General features: G+C 43.5%; 14 protein-coding genes. 5 read left to right on the plus strand and 9 right to left on the minus strand.

What is annotated here, in order from left to right; translation table 11 throughout:
* Positions 1 to 97: 97 nt before the first annotated feature.
* On the plus strand, positions 98 to 991 hold the full coding sequence (locus UH38_RS06465) for an SDH family Clp fold serine proteinase (protein WP_045053832.1): 894 nt from the start codon (positions 98 to 100) through the stop codon (positions 989 to 991).
* Positions 992 to 1,019: 28 nt separating this feature from the next.
* Here UH38_RS06465 and UH38_RS06470 read toward each other — a convergent pair whose 3' ends face one another.
* The 6 genes from UH38_RS06470 to rpe all read right to left on the minus strand — a co-directional run bounded on the left by UH38_RS06470 (position 1,020) and on the right by rpe (position 10,791).
* Positions 1,020 to 1,610 (minus strand): peptidoglycan-binding domain-containing protein, encoded by a 591-nt coding sequence (locus UH38_RS06470; protein WP_045053833.1) that lies wholly within the window; start codon positions 1,608 to 1,610, stop codon positions 1,020 to 1,022.
* Positions 1,600 to 3,645, minus strand: coding sequence for a hybrid sensor histidine kinase/response regulator (locus UH38_RS06475; RefSeq protein WP_045053834.1), 2,046 nt, complete (start codon positions 3,643 to 3,645; stop codon positions 1,600 to 1,602). Before UH38_RS06475 ends, UH38_RS06470 begins: the two co-directional genes overlap by 11 nt.
* A gap of 358 nt (positions 3,646 to 4,003) precedes the next feature.
* Positions 4,004 to 4,606 carry a chemotaxis protein CheB gene (locus UH38_RS06480; protein ID WP_045053835.1) on the minus strand — a complete coding sequence of 201 codons (603 nt, stop codon included), beginning with the start codon at positions 4,604 to 4,606 and terminating at the stop codon, positions 4,004 to 4,006.
* The gene (locus UH38_RS06485; RefSeq protein ID WP_045053836.1) at positions 4,606 to 5,445 is read right to left on the minus strand and encodes a CheR family methyltransferase; all 840 of its coding nucleotides are present in this window, start codon (positions 5,443 to 5,445) and stop codon (positions 4,606 to 4,608) included. Before UH38_RS06485 ends, UH38_RS06480 begins: the two co-directional genes overlap by 1 nt.
* An 89-nt stretch (positions 5,446 to 5,534) precedes the next feature.
* Complete coding sequence (locus UH38_RS06490) at positions 5,535 to 9,911, minus strand: response regulator (protein ID WP_407640443.1); 4,377 nt, start codon at positions 9,909 to 9,911, stop codon at positions 5,535 to 5,537.
* 172 nt (positions 9,912 to 10,083) lie between these two features.
* On the minus strand, positions 10,084 to 10,791 hold the full coding sequence (rpe, locus tag UH38_RS06495; RefSeq protein ID WP_045053837.1) for a ribulose-phosphate 3-epimerase: 708 nt from the start codon (positions 10,789 to 10,791) through the stop codon (positions 10,084 to 10,086).
* Positions 10,792 to 10,942: 151 nt separating this feature from the next.
* Between rpe and UH38_RS06500 the strand changes: the two genes are divergently transcribed.
* Entirely contained in the window at positions 10,943 to 12,541 is a 1,599-nt protein-coding gene (locus UH38_RS06500; RefSeq protein WP_045053838.1) for a S8 family serine peptidase, read from the plus strand.
* Positions 12,542 to 12,594: 53 nt separating this feature from the next.
* Here the strand turns inward: UH38_RS06500 and UH38_RS27845 are convergent, their stop codons facing one another.
* On the minus strand, positions 12,595 to 12,729 hold the full coding sequence (locus tag UH38_RS27845) for a hypothetical protein (protein ID WP_268748865.1): 135 nt from the start codon (positions 12,727 to 12,729) through the stop codon (positions 12,595 to 12,597).
* Positions 12,730 to 12,732: 3 nt separating this feature from the next.
* On the opposite strand from UH38_RS27845, the gene UH38_RS06505 reads away from it, so the two are divergent.
* Positions 12,733 to 12,930 carry a hypothetical protein gene (locus tag UH38_RS06505; protein ID WP_045053839.1) on the plus strand — a complete coding sequence of 66 codons (198 nt, stop codon included), beginning with the start codon at positions 12,733 to 12,735 and terminating at the stop codon, positions 12,928 to 12,930.
* Here the strand turns inward: UH38_RS06505 and UH38_RS06510 are convergent.
* Positions 12,927 to 14,132, minus strand: a complete 1,206-nt coding sequence (locus tag UH38_RS06510; RefSeq protein WP_072044890.1) for an AI-2E family transporter — start codon at positions 14,130 to 14,132, stop codon at positions 12,927 to 12,929. The genes UH38_RS06505 and UH38_RS06510 overlap by 4 nt on opposite strands.
* A 108-nt stretch (positions 14,133 to 14,240) precedes the next feature.
* On the opposite strand from UH38_RS06510, the gene UH38_RS06515 reads away from it, so the two are divergent.
* Positions 14,241 to 14,618 (plus strand): hypothetical protein, encoded by a 378-nt coding sequence (locus UH38_RS06515; RefSeq protein WP_045053840.1) that lies wholly within the window; start codon positions 14,241 to 14,243, stop codon positions 14,616 to 14,618.
* A 324-nt stretch (positions 14,619 to 14,942) separates the two neighbouring features.
* Positions 14,943 to 16,340 carry an LCP family protein gene (locus UH38_RS06520; RefSeq protein ID WP_045053841.1) on the plus strand — a complete coding sequence of 466 codons (1,398 nt, stop codon included), beginning with the start codon at positions 14,943 to 14,945 and terminating at the stop codon, positions 16,338 to 16,340.
* A 153-nt stretch (positions 16,341 to 16,493) separates the two neighbouring features.
* Here the strand turns inward: UH38_RS06520 and UH38_RS06525 are convergent, their stop codons facing one another.
* Positions 16,494 to 17,423, minus strand: coding sequence for an alpha/beta fold hydrolase (locus UH38_RS06525; RefSeq protein ID WP_045053842.1), 930 nt, complete (start codon positions 17,421 to 17,423; stop codon positions 16,494 to 16,496).
* Between the last annotated feature and the right edge of the window lie 74 nt (positions 17,424 to 17,497).

Here is a 17,497-nt window from a genome sequence, read left to right on the forward strand (position 1 = left end):
CTCTCGTTTGATAGAGCTATTGCGGGCGGGAAGTTGAAACAATTATGAGCAAGGGCGTAAAGCATTACGCCTATACTGTGTTGTTGCCCAATAATTTATGAGTTTTAACTTTTTTGACATATTTTGGGTTTTTCTGGCTCTGTCTTCGCTGCAACCTATATGGCAGCGTCGCCAAATTGAGTATCGTCGCGTGCAAACTCTGCGTGCGTTTGAGCAGCAACGCAATGGCAGAGTTATATTACTCATCCACCGCCAAGAGTCGCTGAGTTTGCTGGGGATTCCTTTATCTCGTTACATTACTATTGAAGATTCCGAGCAAATCTTAAGAGCTATTCGCCTTACCCCTCCTGATGTGCCGATTGACTTGATTTTGCATACTCCTGGGGGTTTGGTACTTGCTACCGAGCAAATTGCTAGAGCGCTAATTCGTCACCCCTCCAAAGTTACGGTGTTTGTGCCTCACTATGCTATGAGTGGCGGTACTATGTTGGCGCTTGCTGCTGATGAAATAATTATGGATGCTAATGCGGTTTTGGGACCTGTTGACCCGCAGTTAGGCAATTTTCCCGCTGCTAGTATTTTGAAGGTTGTTGAAGATAAGCCAATTGCGGAAGTTGACGACCAAACTTTGATTATGGCTGATTTGTCGCGTAAGGCTATTGCTCAAGTTCAGCGCTTTGTCAGGACGCTACTTAAAGATAATATTCCGCAGCAGAAGATTGCTGAGGAAAATATAGAACCTATTGTTGAGGCTTTAACTACTGGGCGAGTCACTCATGACTATCCAATTACTGTTGAGGAAGCAACGGAATTGGGCTTGCCGATTACTGTTGGTTTACCTCGATCTATTTACAACCTGATGGAATTGTACCCGCAGCCCCAAGGTGGCAGACCGAGCGTACAATATATTCCCATGCCTTATGGCGATCGCCGTCCTATTTTACCTACTCCCAAGGGTAGACCTTTGGAAGAACCCGATCAAAGAACGTAGATATGCAGAGATGCGAAAAATCGCATCTCTACTCCTCCTGTGTCGGTGATGGTGTAATCGGTGTAGGACTTAGCAATCGTGCTGGCGAATCTGTAGGTGTAGGCGATGGCGATGGCGCTTCGGTTGGTGAGGCTGTAGGTGATGGCGATACTGAGGGTACTTTACCCAAAACTCTTTTTGCTTCTTGGTCAAGTCTAGCGCGGATTTCTATATTAGCAATGCCTGTTACGGGTAGCTTAAATTGTTTTTGAAATGCTTGCACTGCAGCTTTTGTTTGCGGACCGAAATATTGATTTCCTGGTAATGGGGGATCTGGTTTGACAACTAAGTTCAAACTACCTTGCAAGTTTTTGACTAGAGTTGCTAATAAGTCTCTGGTGCGATCGCCTACTACGCCATCGACTCGTAATTTGTAACGCTTTTGCAAAGTCCTAATCGCTTGGCGCGTTGCTTCATCTGTCAATCTGTCTCCTGTAGCTGGGATATCGTACCCCAAACCACGCAAAACTAACCGTACTTCCTGTGGTTGGTAATCAACGATTGGCGATGCGATCGCTAATTCGCAGCTAACTACAGCAGTACACGCAACAGTTAGGACAATTCCCCATCTACACCACATCAACCTTGCTCCCTACCTCTTGAGTATGTCTGGCTAGTTTGGCAACAGCAACAATCAATTTGTTGGTATCAACTGGTTTGGATATATGCATTTGAAAACCCGATGAAAGTGCCTCAGCACAATCTTCTTGCCGCGCGTATGCTGTCAGTGCTACGGCTGGAATCTGTCTGCCGCGTGCTTCTAATTGTCTCACTTTAGCTAGGAATGTATAGCCGTCTTCGTTGGGCATCTCAATATCGCTAATCAAAACATCTGGTTGTAGTTGCTCTAATACCTGCATTGCTTCTCGAGCAGATCCGGCTGCTACTACTTGAGCGCCATATTCAGTTAATACTACGCTTAAAAGTTCGCGCACATCTATTTCGTCATCTACTACAAGTATCTGGAGGTTTTCTAAGCTTGTAGATGCAGCTAAATTATCTTTTTTGGGTGCTACTAGCTGTTTTTTTGCTTGTACCAGTGGTAACTTAACGGTGAAAGTCGAGCCTTTATCTGTGCCTAGACTACTAGCATCAACTGTACCTCCATGCTGTTCTACTAAATGACGGACGATCGCAAGCCCCAACCCTAAGCCGCCATAGGCTCTAGTTGTCGTGCTATCAGCTTGACGGAAGCGCTCGAAAATACATGGTAAAAATTCTGGATTAATCCCAATACCTGAATCTATAACTTTAATCTCTGCGTAAGCGCCTGCTGTTGATAGTTGCACTTCAACCTTACCGCCAGATGGCGTAAATTTTATTGCATTGTTGAGCAAATTCCACAATACTTGTTGCAAGCGATCGCTGTCGCCAGCAACCAAAATCGCTGAACTAGGTGTATGGTTGTTGGCAGTGTCAACTATAGTTTTTATATGAATGTTTTTAGCTTCAGCAGCTAGACGTACTGTATCGATGGCTGTGGCAATTGCAGTTTGCAGTTGTACGGGGCGCAAAACTAAATTCAGTTTACCGCGAATAATCCGCGATACGTCTAAAATATCCTCAATTAGTTGCGCTTGCATTTTGGCGTTGCGCTCGATTGTTTCTAAAGCGCGGTTGGTAGTATTGCTGTCAAACTCGCGCGTGCGTAATAGCCTCGACCATCCTAAGATTGAATTTAGCGGCGTACGCAGTTCGTGTGAAAGCGTTGCTAGAAAGTCATCTTTCATTTGGTTTGCTTCTTCTGCTTGCTGTTTGGCAACTTGAGCGTGAAGCAGTTGAACGCGTCGATCTTCGGACTGTTTGCGCTGGGTAATGTCTTCTACTGTACCTACGTAGCCGATAACTACGCCTTGCTCGGAAAGCATGGGCGACGAGCGCAAATTAACAGTGCGATCGCAAATACCTGTATGCTGTGGTATTTGCAGCCGAAATTCACTGACACATTCGCGTTTACCTTCTAAGCAAATCAACCAGTCTGTTAAAACGCGATCGCAATCTTTAGGGTGTACTATTGCTAGTAAATTTTGTTGCAAGTTACCTTCAAGTGCCAATCCGCATATAGTCTGACAGCGCGGATTGGTGTAAGTACAGTTTCCTGCTACATCTGTAAGAAAAATGCCGATAGGTGAAGAAGCGCTCAAACATCGAAATCGCTGTTCGCTTTTACGTAGTTCCGCGTTAGCAAGTTTTAGTTGTGCGGCTTGACGTTCGATCTTGGCTGTTTTTCTAAATAGTTCAATAAATACTGCTACTTTGGAAATTAAAATTTCTGGTTGGATTGGCTTGAGTAAATAGTCTACTGCGCCTGTAGCATAACCTTTGCTTCTTAATTCATCGCTTTTGCTAAAAGCTGTCAAAAATATAATTGGCGTATGGCGCGATCTTTCTCTTTGGCGAATCAAAGTTGCTGTTTCAAATCCATCTATCCCTGGCATTTGTACGTCAAGCAATATTACCGCAAAGTCTTGATTGAGCAAACATCTCAAAGCTTGTTCCCCAGAATTTGCCCTAACTAAATTTGCTTTTAAGTTATCTAATATTGCCTCTAGAGCTAGCAAATTTTCTGGGCGATCGTCAACTATAAGGATGTTAACTTGCTCTTGAAAGTCCATGCGCTTAAACTTTTCTGTCAGGCTAAGATAGATCGATGAGATCGGATACGGCAAGCTGCTAAAGCTAATGTTTTTCTAGTGTAAGCCAGAACGTTCCTTCTCCTCTACTTTCTGCTTAGAACCCACTGTTACAAAGGCAAATAATTATTTCTTTAGCCTGATTGCAGCTTCAAAGATGCTTTCTAGAATCGTTATTAATCCTCATCAACTTTCGGCACAGTTATCAAATCATCTCGCTTACTTTACTACTTCACTTGCATTATTTAGGCAATATTAAATATCAATAAATCTATCTAAAGATAGGTCAAATAAGTATTTAAAGCAAAATTTATAAATAACTATCCAAAGACTGAAAAGTTTATATATCTTTTGATAGGTTACAGTTTGAGGGCGATCGCCAAATTTTCAGCAAAAAAGGAGCGATCGCCTCTAGTGGTAAAATCCAGTCTACTGCACCTGTGGCGATCGCCGCTTCGGGCATAATCGGACTATAAGCTGTAGTTGGTTCTTGAGCTATAGTTAGTCCGTTGTATTGTTTAATTGTTACTATCCCTTGAGCGCCATCGTGATTAGCGCCTGTTAAGATAATACCTACCAATTTTTGCCTATAAGCGTAGGCTGCCGACTTAAACAATACATCGATAGCAGGTCTAGAGTACCAAACAGGCGCGTCGTGAGAGAAAGTAAAATAACTTCCCCCTCTTCCTGCTTCTACTAATAAATGATAATCAGCAGGAGCCAAATAAACTCGCCCTGGTAAAATTAATTCTTTATCTTCTGGTTCTGTCAGCGGTAGCAAACAGTAGCGCCCTAAAACTTGGCATAGCTGGGAACCCAAGTGGCGATCGCGATGTTGAACGATCGCCATCGCCGCCGAAAAACTCTTTGGCAGCCCTTTTAACAGCACTTCTAAGGCATTCAATCCCCCCGCAGATGTGCCGACGACTATTAGCTCAATCATTAGCTAACCCTCCTGTAGAGCTTTTCAGTAGCTACTAACTGTTGATATTTCTGCTCGTAAGCAGTAAATTTGAGAGTTTCTGGCTTGCCTAATCCCAAAATACCAAAGTTAATCAGACTTTCGTGAAATAGCTGATACACTTGTGCTTGCAATTCTTGATTGAAGTAAATTAGCACGTTACGGCACAAAATAACGTGAAATTCATTAAAAGAGCTATCAGTTACCAGGTTATGTTGAGAAAACACCATATTTTCCTTTAAAGAAGTGCGAAAAATGGCGCTATTATAAGCTGCGGTGTAATACTCAGAAAAAGACCTTTTGCCGCCTGCTTGCAGATAATTTTGCGTGTACTCCTGCATCAATTGCACCGGAAAAATTCCTGTTTTAGCCTTTTTAATAACTTCCTCGTTGATATCGGTAGCATAAAGCCGACAGCGATGATACAGGTTTTCTTCTTGCAAGAGAATCGCCATCGAATAAACTTCCTCACCAGTCGCACATCCAGCGTGCCAAATGCGAATAAAAGGATAAGTCCGCAGCAGCGGTACAACATGAGTCCTCAAGGCAAGATAAAAGCTAGGATCGCGGAACATAGAGGTGACGTTGATCGAAAGATTGAGGACAAATCTTTCTAAACAAGCCGAATCGTGCAGAATTTTGTCTTGCAGAGCGGAAATAGTAGTTAAGTTTTCGCGGCGGATAGTATGCCAAATGCGGCGTTTGAGCGAGGCTGGGGCATAATTTCTAAAATCGTAGCCGTAGACGCGAAACACGCCCTCTAGTAGCAGTTCAATTTCTACGGTTTCTAAATCGATACTGCGATCGCGCTGCGGGTTCATGTGATACCAATTCGTAATTCGTAATTCGTAATTGCTGAAATTTAGAACTTACTTTATCTGTAGCAGATATTTGGAGCATCGATCTTAGGTTACTGGTAAAGCCAAACTCTGATTAAAGATAGCAATTGCTCTGTATCTACAGGCTTGCTGATATAGTCTGATGCGCCTGCTTGAATGCACTTTTCGCGATCGCCTTTCATTGCTTTAGCTGTGAGGGCAATTATTGGTATGCGGGAGGCAACGCTTGCGCGGATAGCTTTGATTGTCTCGTAACCATCCATTTCCGGCATCATAATATCCATCAAAACGATGTCAATATCTGGGTTATTTTGCAACGTAGCGATGCCATCTCGCCCATTTTCTGCATACAAAATCTGCATCTGATAGCGTTCTAGCATACTTGTGAGGGCAAAGATATTACGCACATCGTCATCGACGATCAACACCTTTTTAGTAGCCAAAACATTATCGCTGCGGTGCAAATTTTCCAGCATTTGGCGCTGAGGATCGGGTAAATTTGCTTGAACGCGGTGTAAAAATAATGCTGTTTCATCTAAAAGACGTTCGGGACTGCGGACATCTTTAACAACGATCGCTTCTGCTAGGCGCTTGAGTTCTATTTCTTCTTGTCTGGTTAATTCTCTAGATGTATAAACAATAATGGGAATTTTGCTGTCTGATGCAAGATTAATTTGCTCGATCAATTCAAAGCCGCTCATATCTGGCAAGCCCAAATCGAGGACAATACAATCAAAATGCCGATCGCGTAAGGCTTCTAGGGCTTCGCTTCCCGTACCTACAGCAGTAGTAACTACATCGCTATTACCGATCAAATCTACAGTGCTAAGACGCTGAGTTTCATCGTCTTCTACGACTAATAAATTTTTGACTCGGCGTTGGATATAGCCTTTGATATTAGTTAGCGCTTCGGCTATTGCTTCGCTAGAGATTGGCTTATGCAGATAGGCGATCGCTCCCAGTTTTAAACCCCGCTGTTTTTCCTCGCAAGCTGACAAGATATGAATGGGGATATGCCGCGTACTGGGATCTCTCTTCAAGCGATCGATAACTGTCCAACCATCCATTACAGGCAACATAATATCTAGCATGATGGCATTAGGCTGGTATTTGCGCGCTAATTCTAAACCTGTTTCGCTGCGCGAGGTGACGATGGTTTTAAACCCTTTTTCCCGCGCCATATCGACTAAAATGCGGGCAAAGTTGGTGTCATCTTCAATAATTAGCAGTACAAGATAGTTGCGATTGTTAGGTTCTAAGCTTGTGTCTATTTCGGCGCGATCGTCGTTAATACTAATAAGATGAGTTGGGGTCGCATTATTGCTAGGTGGTTCAACTAAGCGCAAAGACTCCAAAGTAGCCGCAGAAACGTCTGCTATCACTGTAGATTGGATAGTAGGCGATTTTGCTTGGCGATCGTCGTTTTGGGGTAAATATAGAGTAAAACTGCTACCTTGACCTGGGCTACTAACTAAAGTAATTTCCCCGCCTAACAATCGGGCAATTTCTCGGCTAATAGATAAGCCTAAACCAGTACCGCCATATTTACGGCTGGTTGTACCATCAGCTTGTTGGAATGCTTCAAAAATTACTTTTTGCTTATCAGTAGCAATCCCAATGCCTGTATCTGTAATGCTAAAAGCAACTACTCTGGTAGCGCGATTTAAGGACAAATTTCTAGGATTCCAGCCAGAAACCGCCGATTGTACCTTTAAGCTGACTTCCCCGCGTTCTGTAAACTTGAAGGCATTGGATAGTAGATTTTTTAGCACTTGCAGCAAGCGTTTTGGGTCAGTATAGAGACTTGCTGGCAAGATGGGATCGAACTCAATATTAAAGTTCACGCCTTTATTTTGGGCAACTTGATTGAAAGTTCCTTCTACCTGCTGTTTTATTTCAGATAGCAGCATTGGTTCAATTTCAATTGACATCGTTCCCGATTCAATCTTGGCTAGATCCAAGATGTCGTTGATTAGCGCCAAAAGTTCTGTACCTGCGGCATATATTGTTCTGCTGTATTCAACTTGCTTGGGGGTTAAATTGCGATCGCTATTTTCACTTAGTAATTTAGACAAAATCAGCAAGCTATTTAAGGGTGTCCGCAGTTCGTGCGACATATTCGCCAGAAATTCTGACTTATAGCGCGAACTTAAGGATAATTGGGCTGCTTTCTCTTCTACCGCTTGTCTTGCTTGTTCTATCTCCCGATTTTTGCGTTCTACTTCTTGATTTTGCAGTGCCAACAACTCCGATCTTTCTTCTAAATCGGCATTAGTTTGTTGCAACTGTTCTTGCTGATTTTTGAGCAAATCCTCGGATGCTTTTAGCGTTTTGGCTTGTTGTTCCAAGCGTTGGTTAGTTTCACGCAGTTCGTTTTGTTGGGTTTGCAACTCTTCTGCCAAAGTTTGCGACTGCTTGAGTAATTCTTCTGTCCGCATATTAGCCGCGATCGTGTTGAGGACGATCGCAATACTTTCAGTTAGTTGGTCAAAAAAGCTCAGATGAATAGCATTAAAGCGGCGAAATGAGGCAAGTTCAATTACCGCAGTAACTTGTCCCTCAAATAGCACAGGTAAAACTACTGCATTGGTAGGCGTAGCTTCTCCCAACCCAGAACCAATTTTGATGTAATCTGATGGCACTTCAGTAATTAAAATTCGTTCCTTTTCCAAGGCGCATTGTCCTACCAATCCTTCGCCTAAGTGAAAATGATTGCCTAATTGCTTGCGTTCGCGGTAAGCATAAGAACTAATCAACCGCAGTAACTTTTCTTGAGTTTCACCAGATGCATCCATCAAATAGAAAACACCATGTTGCGCTCCAACTAAAGGTGCAAGTTCTGACAAAATTAATTTAGAAACTGTTTCTAAATCTCTTTGTCCTTGCAACATCCGCGTAAACTTAGCTAGGTTAGTCTTTAACCAATCTTGTTCGGTATTTTTCTGCGTTGTTTCGCGCAGATTGGCGATCATCTGGTTGATATTGCTAGAGAGGATGGCTACCTCACCTTCTGCTTGGACAGAGATCGATTGCGTCAAATCGCCTTTAGTTACGGCTGTAGCAACTTCAGCGATCGCTCTTACTTGGGTAGTCAAGTTGGCTGCCAGTTCGTTAACATTATCTGTCAAGTCTCGCCACGTACCTGCTGCCCCTGGTACTTTCGCCTGACCGCCTAGTTTACCTTCAATGCCTACTTCCCTAGCTACAGTAGTTACTTGGTCGGCAAATGTGGCGAGGGTATCGATCATTTCATTAATTGTATCGGCTAGAGTTTCGATTTCTCCTTCGGCTTCTAGCATCAATTTTCGTTTTAAGTCACCGTTAGCAACGGCGGTAACTACTCTGGCAATACCTCGCACTTGTGCTGTCAGGTTGCCTGCCATTGAGTTAACACTATCGGTTAAGTCTTTCCAAGTGCCAGCAACGCCCCTAACTTGGGCTTGCCCGCCTAATTTGCCTTCTGTGCCAACTTCACGGGCAACGCGCGTTACTTCACTGGCAAAGGAGTTGAGTCGATCTACCATCACGTTGATGGTATCTTTCAAGTCAAGAATCTCGCCTTTGACATCGACAGTAATTTTCTTGGACAAGTCGCCATTAGCTACAGCTTTTGTTACTTCGGCAATGTTTCTTACTTGTGCCGTCAAATTGCCTGCCATTAAATTAACGTTGTCAGTTAAGTCTTTCCAAGTACCACCAACACCTCTAACGTAAGCTTGTACGCCTAATTTGCCTTCTGTGCCTACTTCGCGGGCAACGCGCGTTACTTCACTGGCAAAGGAGCTAAGTTGATCGACCATTGTATTAATGGTATTTTTCAACTCTAAAATCTCGCCTTTGACATCGACAGTAATTTTCTTGGATAAGTCGCCATTAGCTACAGCAGTAGTTACTTCAGCAATATTTCTCACTTGTGCTGTCAAATTGCCTGCCATTGAATTGACGCTATCAGTGAGGTCTTTCCAAGTTCCAGCAACGCCTTTTACTTCTGCTTGTACGCCTAATTTGCCTTCTGTGCCCACTTCGCGGGCGACTCTAGTTACTTCACTGGCAAAAGTACCAAGGCGGTCGACCATAGTATTAACAATCTGGGCTGTTTGCAGAAATTCACCTTTAAGCGGTCGATTGTCAACTTCTAGGGGAATTTTTGGGGATAAATCGCCGTTGGCTACAGCCCCAATTACGCGCAAAGTTTCGGCTGTAGGCTGCACTAAATCGGCGACTAAGGTATTTACAGAACTAATGCTATCAGCCCAAGCACCTCTAGCACTGCCTAAAGTAGCGCGATCGCTAATTCTACCTTCTTTGCCAACTGTATTGCTGATTCGTTCTAACTCTGCTGCCATGCGCCAGTTAAGGTCAATGACATCATTTAAAGTATCGGCAATCTTGCCTGCAATGCCTGTTTTGTCAATAGGCATACGTACCGAAAAGTCACCTTTTTTCACTGCCGCTAAAACTTGCAGCAGTTCTTTGGGGTTTAATTCGTCTGCATCCTGGGTTAACAGTTCACTTGACATTGCCTTTCCTTTGCCTGTAAATGCCAAAAAAATAGATAAAGGGGAAGAAATTCTTCCCCTTTATCTTTAACATTTATCTTGCCTGTAAGGCATATTTTGTTTATGCAGTGACCAGTTCAGGTGCAGGGCGCTTGCTGTTGCGGATACCCTCAATTGCTGCGGCGTAGTCTTTAGCATTAAATACTGCCGAACCTGCAACGATCGCATTTGCTCCAGCTTCGATTACCTGCCATGTATTATTCGCTTTCAAACCGCCATCTACTTCAATCCAAGGATCTAAACCGCGTTCGTCACACATAGAACGCAACTTGCGAATCTTAGGTAGTACGCCAGGGATGAAGCTTTGACCGCCAAAACCAGGGTTAACGCTCATGATTAACACCAAGTCGCATAATTCCAACACGTACTCAATCAACTCTAAAGGAGAACCAGGATTGAGGACTACGCCTGCTTTTTTACCCAATTCTTTAATTTGCCCCAAAGTCCGATGTAAGTGTGGCGAGGCATTGTGTTCGGCATGAACGTAGATATGATCTGCTCCAGCTTTGGCAAAGTCTTCTACGTACTTCTCTGGTTCGACAATCATCAAGTGAACGTCTAGAGGCTTTTGGGTAACTGGGCGAATTGCCTCAACAATTAATGGACCAATAGTAATATTAGGAACGAACCGACCATCCATGACATCAACGTGAATCCAATCTGCTCCTGCTGCGTCAACAGCTTTAATCTCTTCTCCCAAACGGCTAAAATCCGCCGATAAAATTGATGGAGCGATTACAATAGGCTTTTGAGATGGCGTGTCAGTCATGGGTAGTTCTCCTGCTTCCTCATTTAGTCAGCATTGTAACAAAATTTGTACCTCAAGCTGAGTAATTGCCTCAATTTGCTATGGCAAAATTGGCAGCAGGGAAGTATAACCATTACTCTAAAATTTAAGGGCTAAGAGCGATCGGCAGTAAATGGTGAAAAAACTAGCTTTGGTATTTGGCGGCATTGGTGCATTAGGAATCGGCACTCCCGTATTGGCTTTAACATCATTATCAGTAGGCGAAGCAGGAATTGATGCATTGCGCTTGCATCAAGCTCCTTATAAATTAACTGGGCGGAAAGTCGCCATTGGGCAAGTAGAAATCGGTCGCCCAGGCAGGTATGGATTAGATAAAGCAGTATCGGGAAATCGGGCAGTTACTCTTGCAGGAGTATTTTTACGCGATCGCCCAGCTAAAGCAAATGCCAATTTAGATCCCCATGCCGAAAATGTGGCAGGAGTAATGATTAGCTCAGATAAAGCGATTAAAGGCGTTGCACCAGGCGCGAGACTTTATTCGGCTGCGGTTGGTTCTCTAAGAACTAGCGGACAACAAGAAGAGTGTCTGTCAGCCCAACACGTAGCAATGCAAAATAGCGGGGACGTACGGGCAATTAATTTTAGCTTTGGCGAAACTTTAGAGCGCGATCCTAGACTCAACGCCCGTTTAGATGGCAATGCCTTGTTAACCCAGTGTATAGATTGGTCTAGCCGCTTCCACAACGTTTTGTACGCGATCGCCGGCAATCAAGGTAAAGGTGGTATCCCTATCCCTACAGACAATTTCAACGCTATTAATGTCGCTTTTAGCAGCCGTAGAGCAGGGATTTTTGATAAAGTAGATGTCTCTAACATCAGCGACATCAAGGTAGGCGCAGCAGGTAGACTCAACGGCAAAGAAGTTAATTTAGGTATTCGTCGCGCCATTAGTTTGTTAGCACCTGGCAGCAATATACCCTCGATCGCTCCTAGTGGCAAAGTAACTAAAGTTTCGGGAACGAGTTTCGCCGCGCCTCATGTAACGGCGAGCGTCGCCCTCCTGCAAGAATATAGCGACAAGCAATTGCAGACCAAACAGCCGCGTTGGACTTTGGCTGCTCGCCGTCAAGAAGTGATGAAAGCTGTGTTACTCAATTCTGCGGATAAAATTCAAGATCGCGGCGACTTGATGCACTTAGGCATGACAAAAACAATTATTGACAAGCAAAATCAGGACTGGACTGGCTCTGATGCTTACAGCGACCCAAAAATTCCTTTGCACGCCCAAATGGGAACCGGACAGCTAAATGCTTTTCGTGCTTACCAACAATTTAGCGCTGCCCAGTGGCAACCTACAGCAGTTGTGCCAGCAATCGGCTGGGATTATCGCACAGTTAAAGCTAATTTTGCTCAAGATTATGTTTTGGCTCAACCATTGTCACAAGGAAGTTTTGTAGCCATAACTTTGGTTTGGAATCGGCTTGTGGAATTAAATGATAAAAATAAAAATCAACAGTACGATTTAGGAGAAAGTTTTCGCGATCGCGGTTTAAATAATCTCGACCTTTATCTTGTTAGCACTACAACTAATCGCGTTATCAGTAATATTTGCACCTCAGTGAGCGAAGTTGACAGCGTAGAGCATATTTTTTGCCCAGTACCAATTGCAGGTAATTACAAAATTCGCGTCCAATTCCGCAAGCAAGTCAACAGTGCAATTCAAGATTATGCCCTAGCCTGGTGGACAAAAGGAAATACAAAACCCATGTAGAGACGTAGCAGTGCTACATCTTTAAACATCGTAGAGCTACAAAAATATAGAATTTAGAGTTTGTTACCAAAATCGTAACTGAAGGGCGATCGCCCGATTGAGAATGTCATAGTAAAAGCTTGATGAATATTAGCTGCTGATAGATGCACTATCAGTAGTTTGTGGAACATCTTTGGCAAAAGAGGCATTCTATGAACCATCTGGAACCTAACGAGAAAAAAGCAGGTTTTTTACACCGACGGTATGCGATTCGCTTAGGTAGACGTTATGCTATTTCGGCAGCCAGCGTTGTTTTGCTTAGTATGTCTGTAGCTGGATATTCTAAGCCTGATAGTGCAAGTATTATCGATCCTTTCCAATTATCACAGCAAGAATTACCAGGCAGTTAAACTTGGTAAGAACCTCCGGCTGAAATATCCTTGATTTTTGGCTTGGGGTTTGTTTCTATTGAATCGGTGACTTCATCTACCTGCATAGATTTATCTGTCAATATACCTGGTGATGCACTTGTCTCAATAGCCCCAGAAGCCGCACTACTACGCCCTCTTACAGCGCTTAAAGCTGTTTTAATTACTACTGCTGTCGGTACGGCAACAATTACCCCCAACAAGCCACCAACTCTAGCTCCTGTTAATACAGAAATTAATACCCAAACTGGGTTTAAACCTGTAACGCTGCCTAAAATCCGGGGAGCAACTAAGTTTTCTAATATTTGTTGGACGATTACGGCGGCAATTAGTACCCGCGAACCCAACCAAAAATCTTGCAAAGCTACTAACAAAGTAGTCGTAATAATGCCGACTGTACCGCCAAACGGAATCAGCGCCATAATCCCGATGGTTAAGCCAAACAGTAGCCCGAAAGGTACTTTTAGCCACAAGAAAGTTGGGATGAGGGCAAAAGCCATGCAAGTACCGAAAATTAACTGCCCGATAAAGAAATTTTGAAAACTCAGGCGCAATGTCTGGGAAAACGGCTGGCGGATTTTGGCAGGTAGCCATTCAATCAAACTTTGCCACAAGCGATCGCCATGCTGCAACAAATAGAATGCCAAAACCATTGTCAGCACAAAATCTAGCAAGCTAGTAACAGTAAGTACAGCCAAATTTAGCACTTGAGCCGCGATCGCTTGCAATTGTCCTTTTAAACGATCGTTGATTTGGACTAGCAACGCATCCAAGTTTAGAGGTAAACCTTGATTGTCAGCCCAATCATTTAACAATAATAGTTGGTAGCGTCCCGAATCGATCCACTCTGGCAGCCGTACGACTAACTGCTGTGCCTGAGTAAGTACCAAAGGAACGAGCGTTACTCCTAAAGCGAGCAGAATTGATAAAGCCGTCAAAAATACTAAAATAGCGACTTGTTCGCGTCTAGCACCTCGGCTTTCCATCCAACTAACTGGATAATTAAGCAAAAATGCTAATAGCGATGCGCCGACCAAAATAACGATCAGCGAGTTGAAATAATTGAAAATAGAAGAGACTGCCCAAGCATTGAGAACCATTAGGGGAGCGACAAGAGCGATCGCGCTTAATCGCCCTCCTATCGTCATTCCCTGCCACCATTCAAGTAGTAAGCGTTTCTGCATTTGCCAACTGCCGGATACAACTAAATCACATTTGCCCTTGCGGTTTTAATTATCGCTAACTTCGCTTGTTTGACTTATCCCTCTAGTTCAGGATTTGTGCAACTAAATATGAAAAAAGATTCAGACCTCAAACACCTACAGTTATATTTTTACTCGATCCCCATACTAGGCTTTTTTCCTTCCCTATGGACGCTTTATCGCTATAGCAATAAATCTGCAACTACAGAAATTAGTCGCGAACAATTAAACGCCAGTCGTTTGTCTGTAACCTTAGCAGGAAGTTGGTTGTTAGCCTACTTCCTTTTGGGTATAGGCGCGGAAGCATCAGAATTTTTATCCTTACGGCTACTGATCTTAAATACTTTACTCACTTCTGGTTACTTTTTAGTCAGTATTTTACTAATGATTCGCCTTTCTGCTGGCAAACGGACTCGTTTGCCAGGTTTTAGTAGCCTCGCAGAACGAGTAGGCAAATATTTATCTTGATTGATGCGCCTTGTTGCAGCTAGTCACTATATTTGAGTTGACAGGAAGAATAAAAGGTTTATATTAACTATTTAATCTTTATCCTACTTCTCGTCTAATTTCCGTAAAAACTCAGATTGCCAGTCAAATACAATCCGAGTACACTTGCCCTTGAAGCAACAGCCGAAATTGGCACTAAAGCAAAGAAATTACGAATATGTATTGCAAATTCAGCGATTTGGGGGGAAACTTTAAACCAAAAATATCGTTCGCTATAGGCTGTGGTTAGCTGCAGCGATCGCCTGCCATTAATTTTTAAGTGACAACGTAAGTGTGAGGAAGTCCGTGACAGTTCATAAACATTCCGAGCGAAAGTCTGCTTCAGCAAGTAGTTCCGCTAAATCTATCAAGAAGAAGCCATCTCGCCCTAAAGCTGGGCGTTGGTTATGGTTTTGGGGCGGTTTAACTGGTGTAGCCATGCTGTCAGCAACAGCAGGAGCGCTGTTAGCAGTTTCTTTGTCAACTACGCCTTTGATGCAAAGCCAATTGACTGCTGAGGAAGAAGCAGTATTTGGTAAAGGCGATCGCATTTCGCGTGCTGGATTCAAGCTTTCGGAACTTACCCGCCCTGTGAATATCCTTGTTTTGGGGGTAAAAGTTCTCACCTCTGACGTAAATAATCCTCCTGCTGGTAGTAAAGAGCTTGGTTATCATGCAACGCTCAACTCGTTTGAAGGACTTACCGATACGATGTTGCTGCTGCGCTTCGATCCAAAAAAGAAAAAATTAACTGTGATGTCAATTCCCAGAGATACGCGCGTATCTCTAAACGAGGGACGCAATTATATTAAAATTAATGCCGCCAACTATGAAGGCGGTCCTGCACTTAGCGCTCAAGCTGTGAGCGAACTGCTAAATGGTGTGCCAATCGATCGCTATATGCGGATCAACGTTCAAGGCGTAGAAAAGCTAATTGATGCTTTAGGTGGTGTCAAAGTTTACGTTCCTAAAGATTTGAAGTATCAAGATGACAGCCAACACTTATACATCAACCTCAAAGCCGGAGAGCATCAACTTAATGGCAATCAAGCGTTGCAATTCCTCCGCTTTCGCCACGACGAAAACGGCGATATTGGCAGAATTCAACGCCAGCAATTGTTAATGCGATCGTTTATGGAACAAGCATTGAATCCAACTACTATTACGCGAGTACCCAAGGTGCTATCTGTAATTCAATCGCATATCGATACCAACTTGACAGTTCAAGAGTTGATGGCGTTAGTTGGCTTTGGTTCGCAAACCCAACGCGCCAACGTGCAGATGTTGTTAGTACCAGGAAGATTTAGCGAACCAGGAGAGTATAGAGCGAGTTACTGGTTGCCAGATAGCGATCGCATTGCCACGATGATGAATCAACACTTCAACGTTCCTACAGACACGCAACAAGCAATTGTCGAGCCTAGAAGGTTAAGAATCGCCATTCAAGATAGTACAGGTAGCGACACGGGTGTACAGTCTTTATTAAATTCTCTGCAAGCAGCAGGCTATCGCAATGTTTATATTGCTAGAAAATGGAGCGAACCTTTGCAGGTAACGCATATTGTCGCCCAGCAAGGTGACGGTAATAGCGCTCAACAACTTCGCCAAGCATTAAATGTAGGAGAGGTGCGCGTCGAAAGTACGGGCAATCTCGAATCTGATATCACAATTCAATTAGGGCAAGATTGGTTGAAAAAACAATGATTTATATGCATTGTAGAGACGTTGCACTGCAACTCCTCTATCGCGCGACCGCCCAAATCGCCATCAAATGGAAAAATTAATTGCCATGAATCATCCTATTGCGCGATCGCCAAAATTACTGCTATGTCTGTATATTTTGGAGACGTAGCATTGCTACGTCTCTACAAGGTTGCTCGATCGCACTATCCAATTTTGTAAAATTGGGTTGACAATTTCTGGCGCTTCGTCTTGGGGACAATGTCCTACACCTTCTATGGGAATAAATACTTGCACTTGGGGAAATTTTGCCAATTCTCGACCTAATTCAATTGATTCCCAAGGATCGGCGGTTCCCCACAGCATAATAGCGGGGCATGGCAGCACTTCTAATAGGTCTTCGGGTAAAGGTCCTTGCGAGTAAGCCGTGAAAGCTACAAATACCGCCACAGCCCCAGCATCGAGGGCTGGAGCCATTAATATATCTACCAACTCATCGGTCACTACTTCAGGATGAGCGTATGCTTGCAATAAAATCTTGCGGACTGTTTTTGGTTTAGCTAGTTGGTTGAAGAAAAATTGACTAATCGGCTGGAAAGATAACAATTTTTGTACGAGTGGCGCTCCGAAACGGCGATACCAAGGTAAAGTTACGCGCTTGCGATCGTGCAGTAGTCTTAAAGAACAATTCAGCAGCGCTACTTTTATAACCATATCCGGCGCATATACTGCAGCTTGCATTGCCGCAATACAACCGATAGAATTTCCTACTAAAAATACTGGTTCGCCTACTACTTCCCTACAAAAATCAGCGATTTGCTGTCCCCAAGTTTCAAAGGAATAGGGAATTTGTTCGCCTGGTTGCAACTTCGTTCCTGGTTTTGGCTTGGCTGACGAACCAAAACCAATTAAGTCAATTGCATAAACGCGACTGGCTTGGGCTAATACAGGAATATTAAACCGCCAGTGCCACCAAGAAGCACCAAAGCCATGTACTAAAACAACTGCTGGTCCTTCAGTACCTTGAGCCTGATAACAAATCGGGAAACCTTGCCAAATCCAGGTTTTAGTTGTGTTATTTGAGAGAATATTAGTAGAAATAGCCATAATTAAAGCCAACAAATATGCGATTGGTCTATACCCACGCTACGCGATCGCGTATTTACTATTTTTACAAAACT

It is taken from the genome of Aliterella atlantica CENA595, from assembly GCF_000952155.1.
In the GTDB taxonomy this organism is placed as follows: Bacteria; Cyanobacteriota; Cyanobacteriia; order Cyanobacteriales; family Chroococcidiopsidaceae; genus Aliterella; species Aliterella atlantica.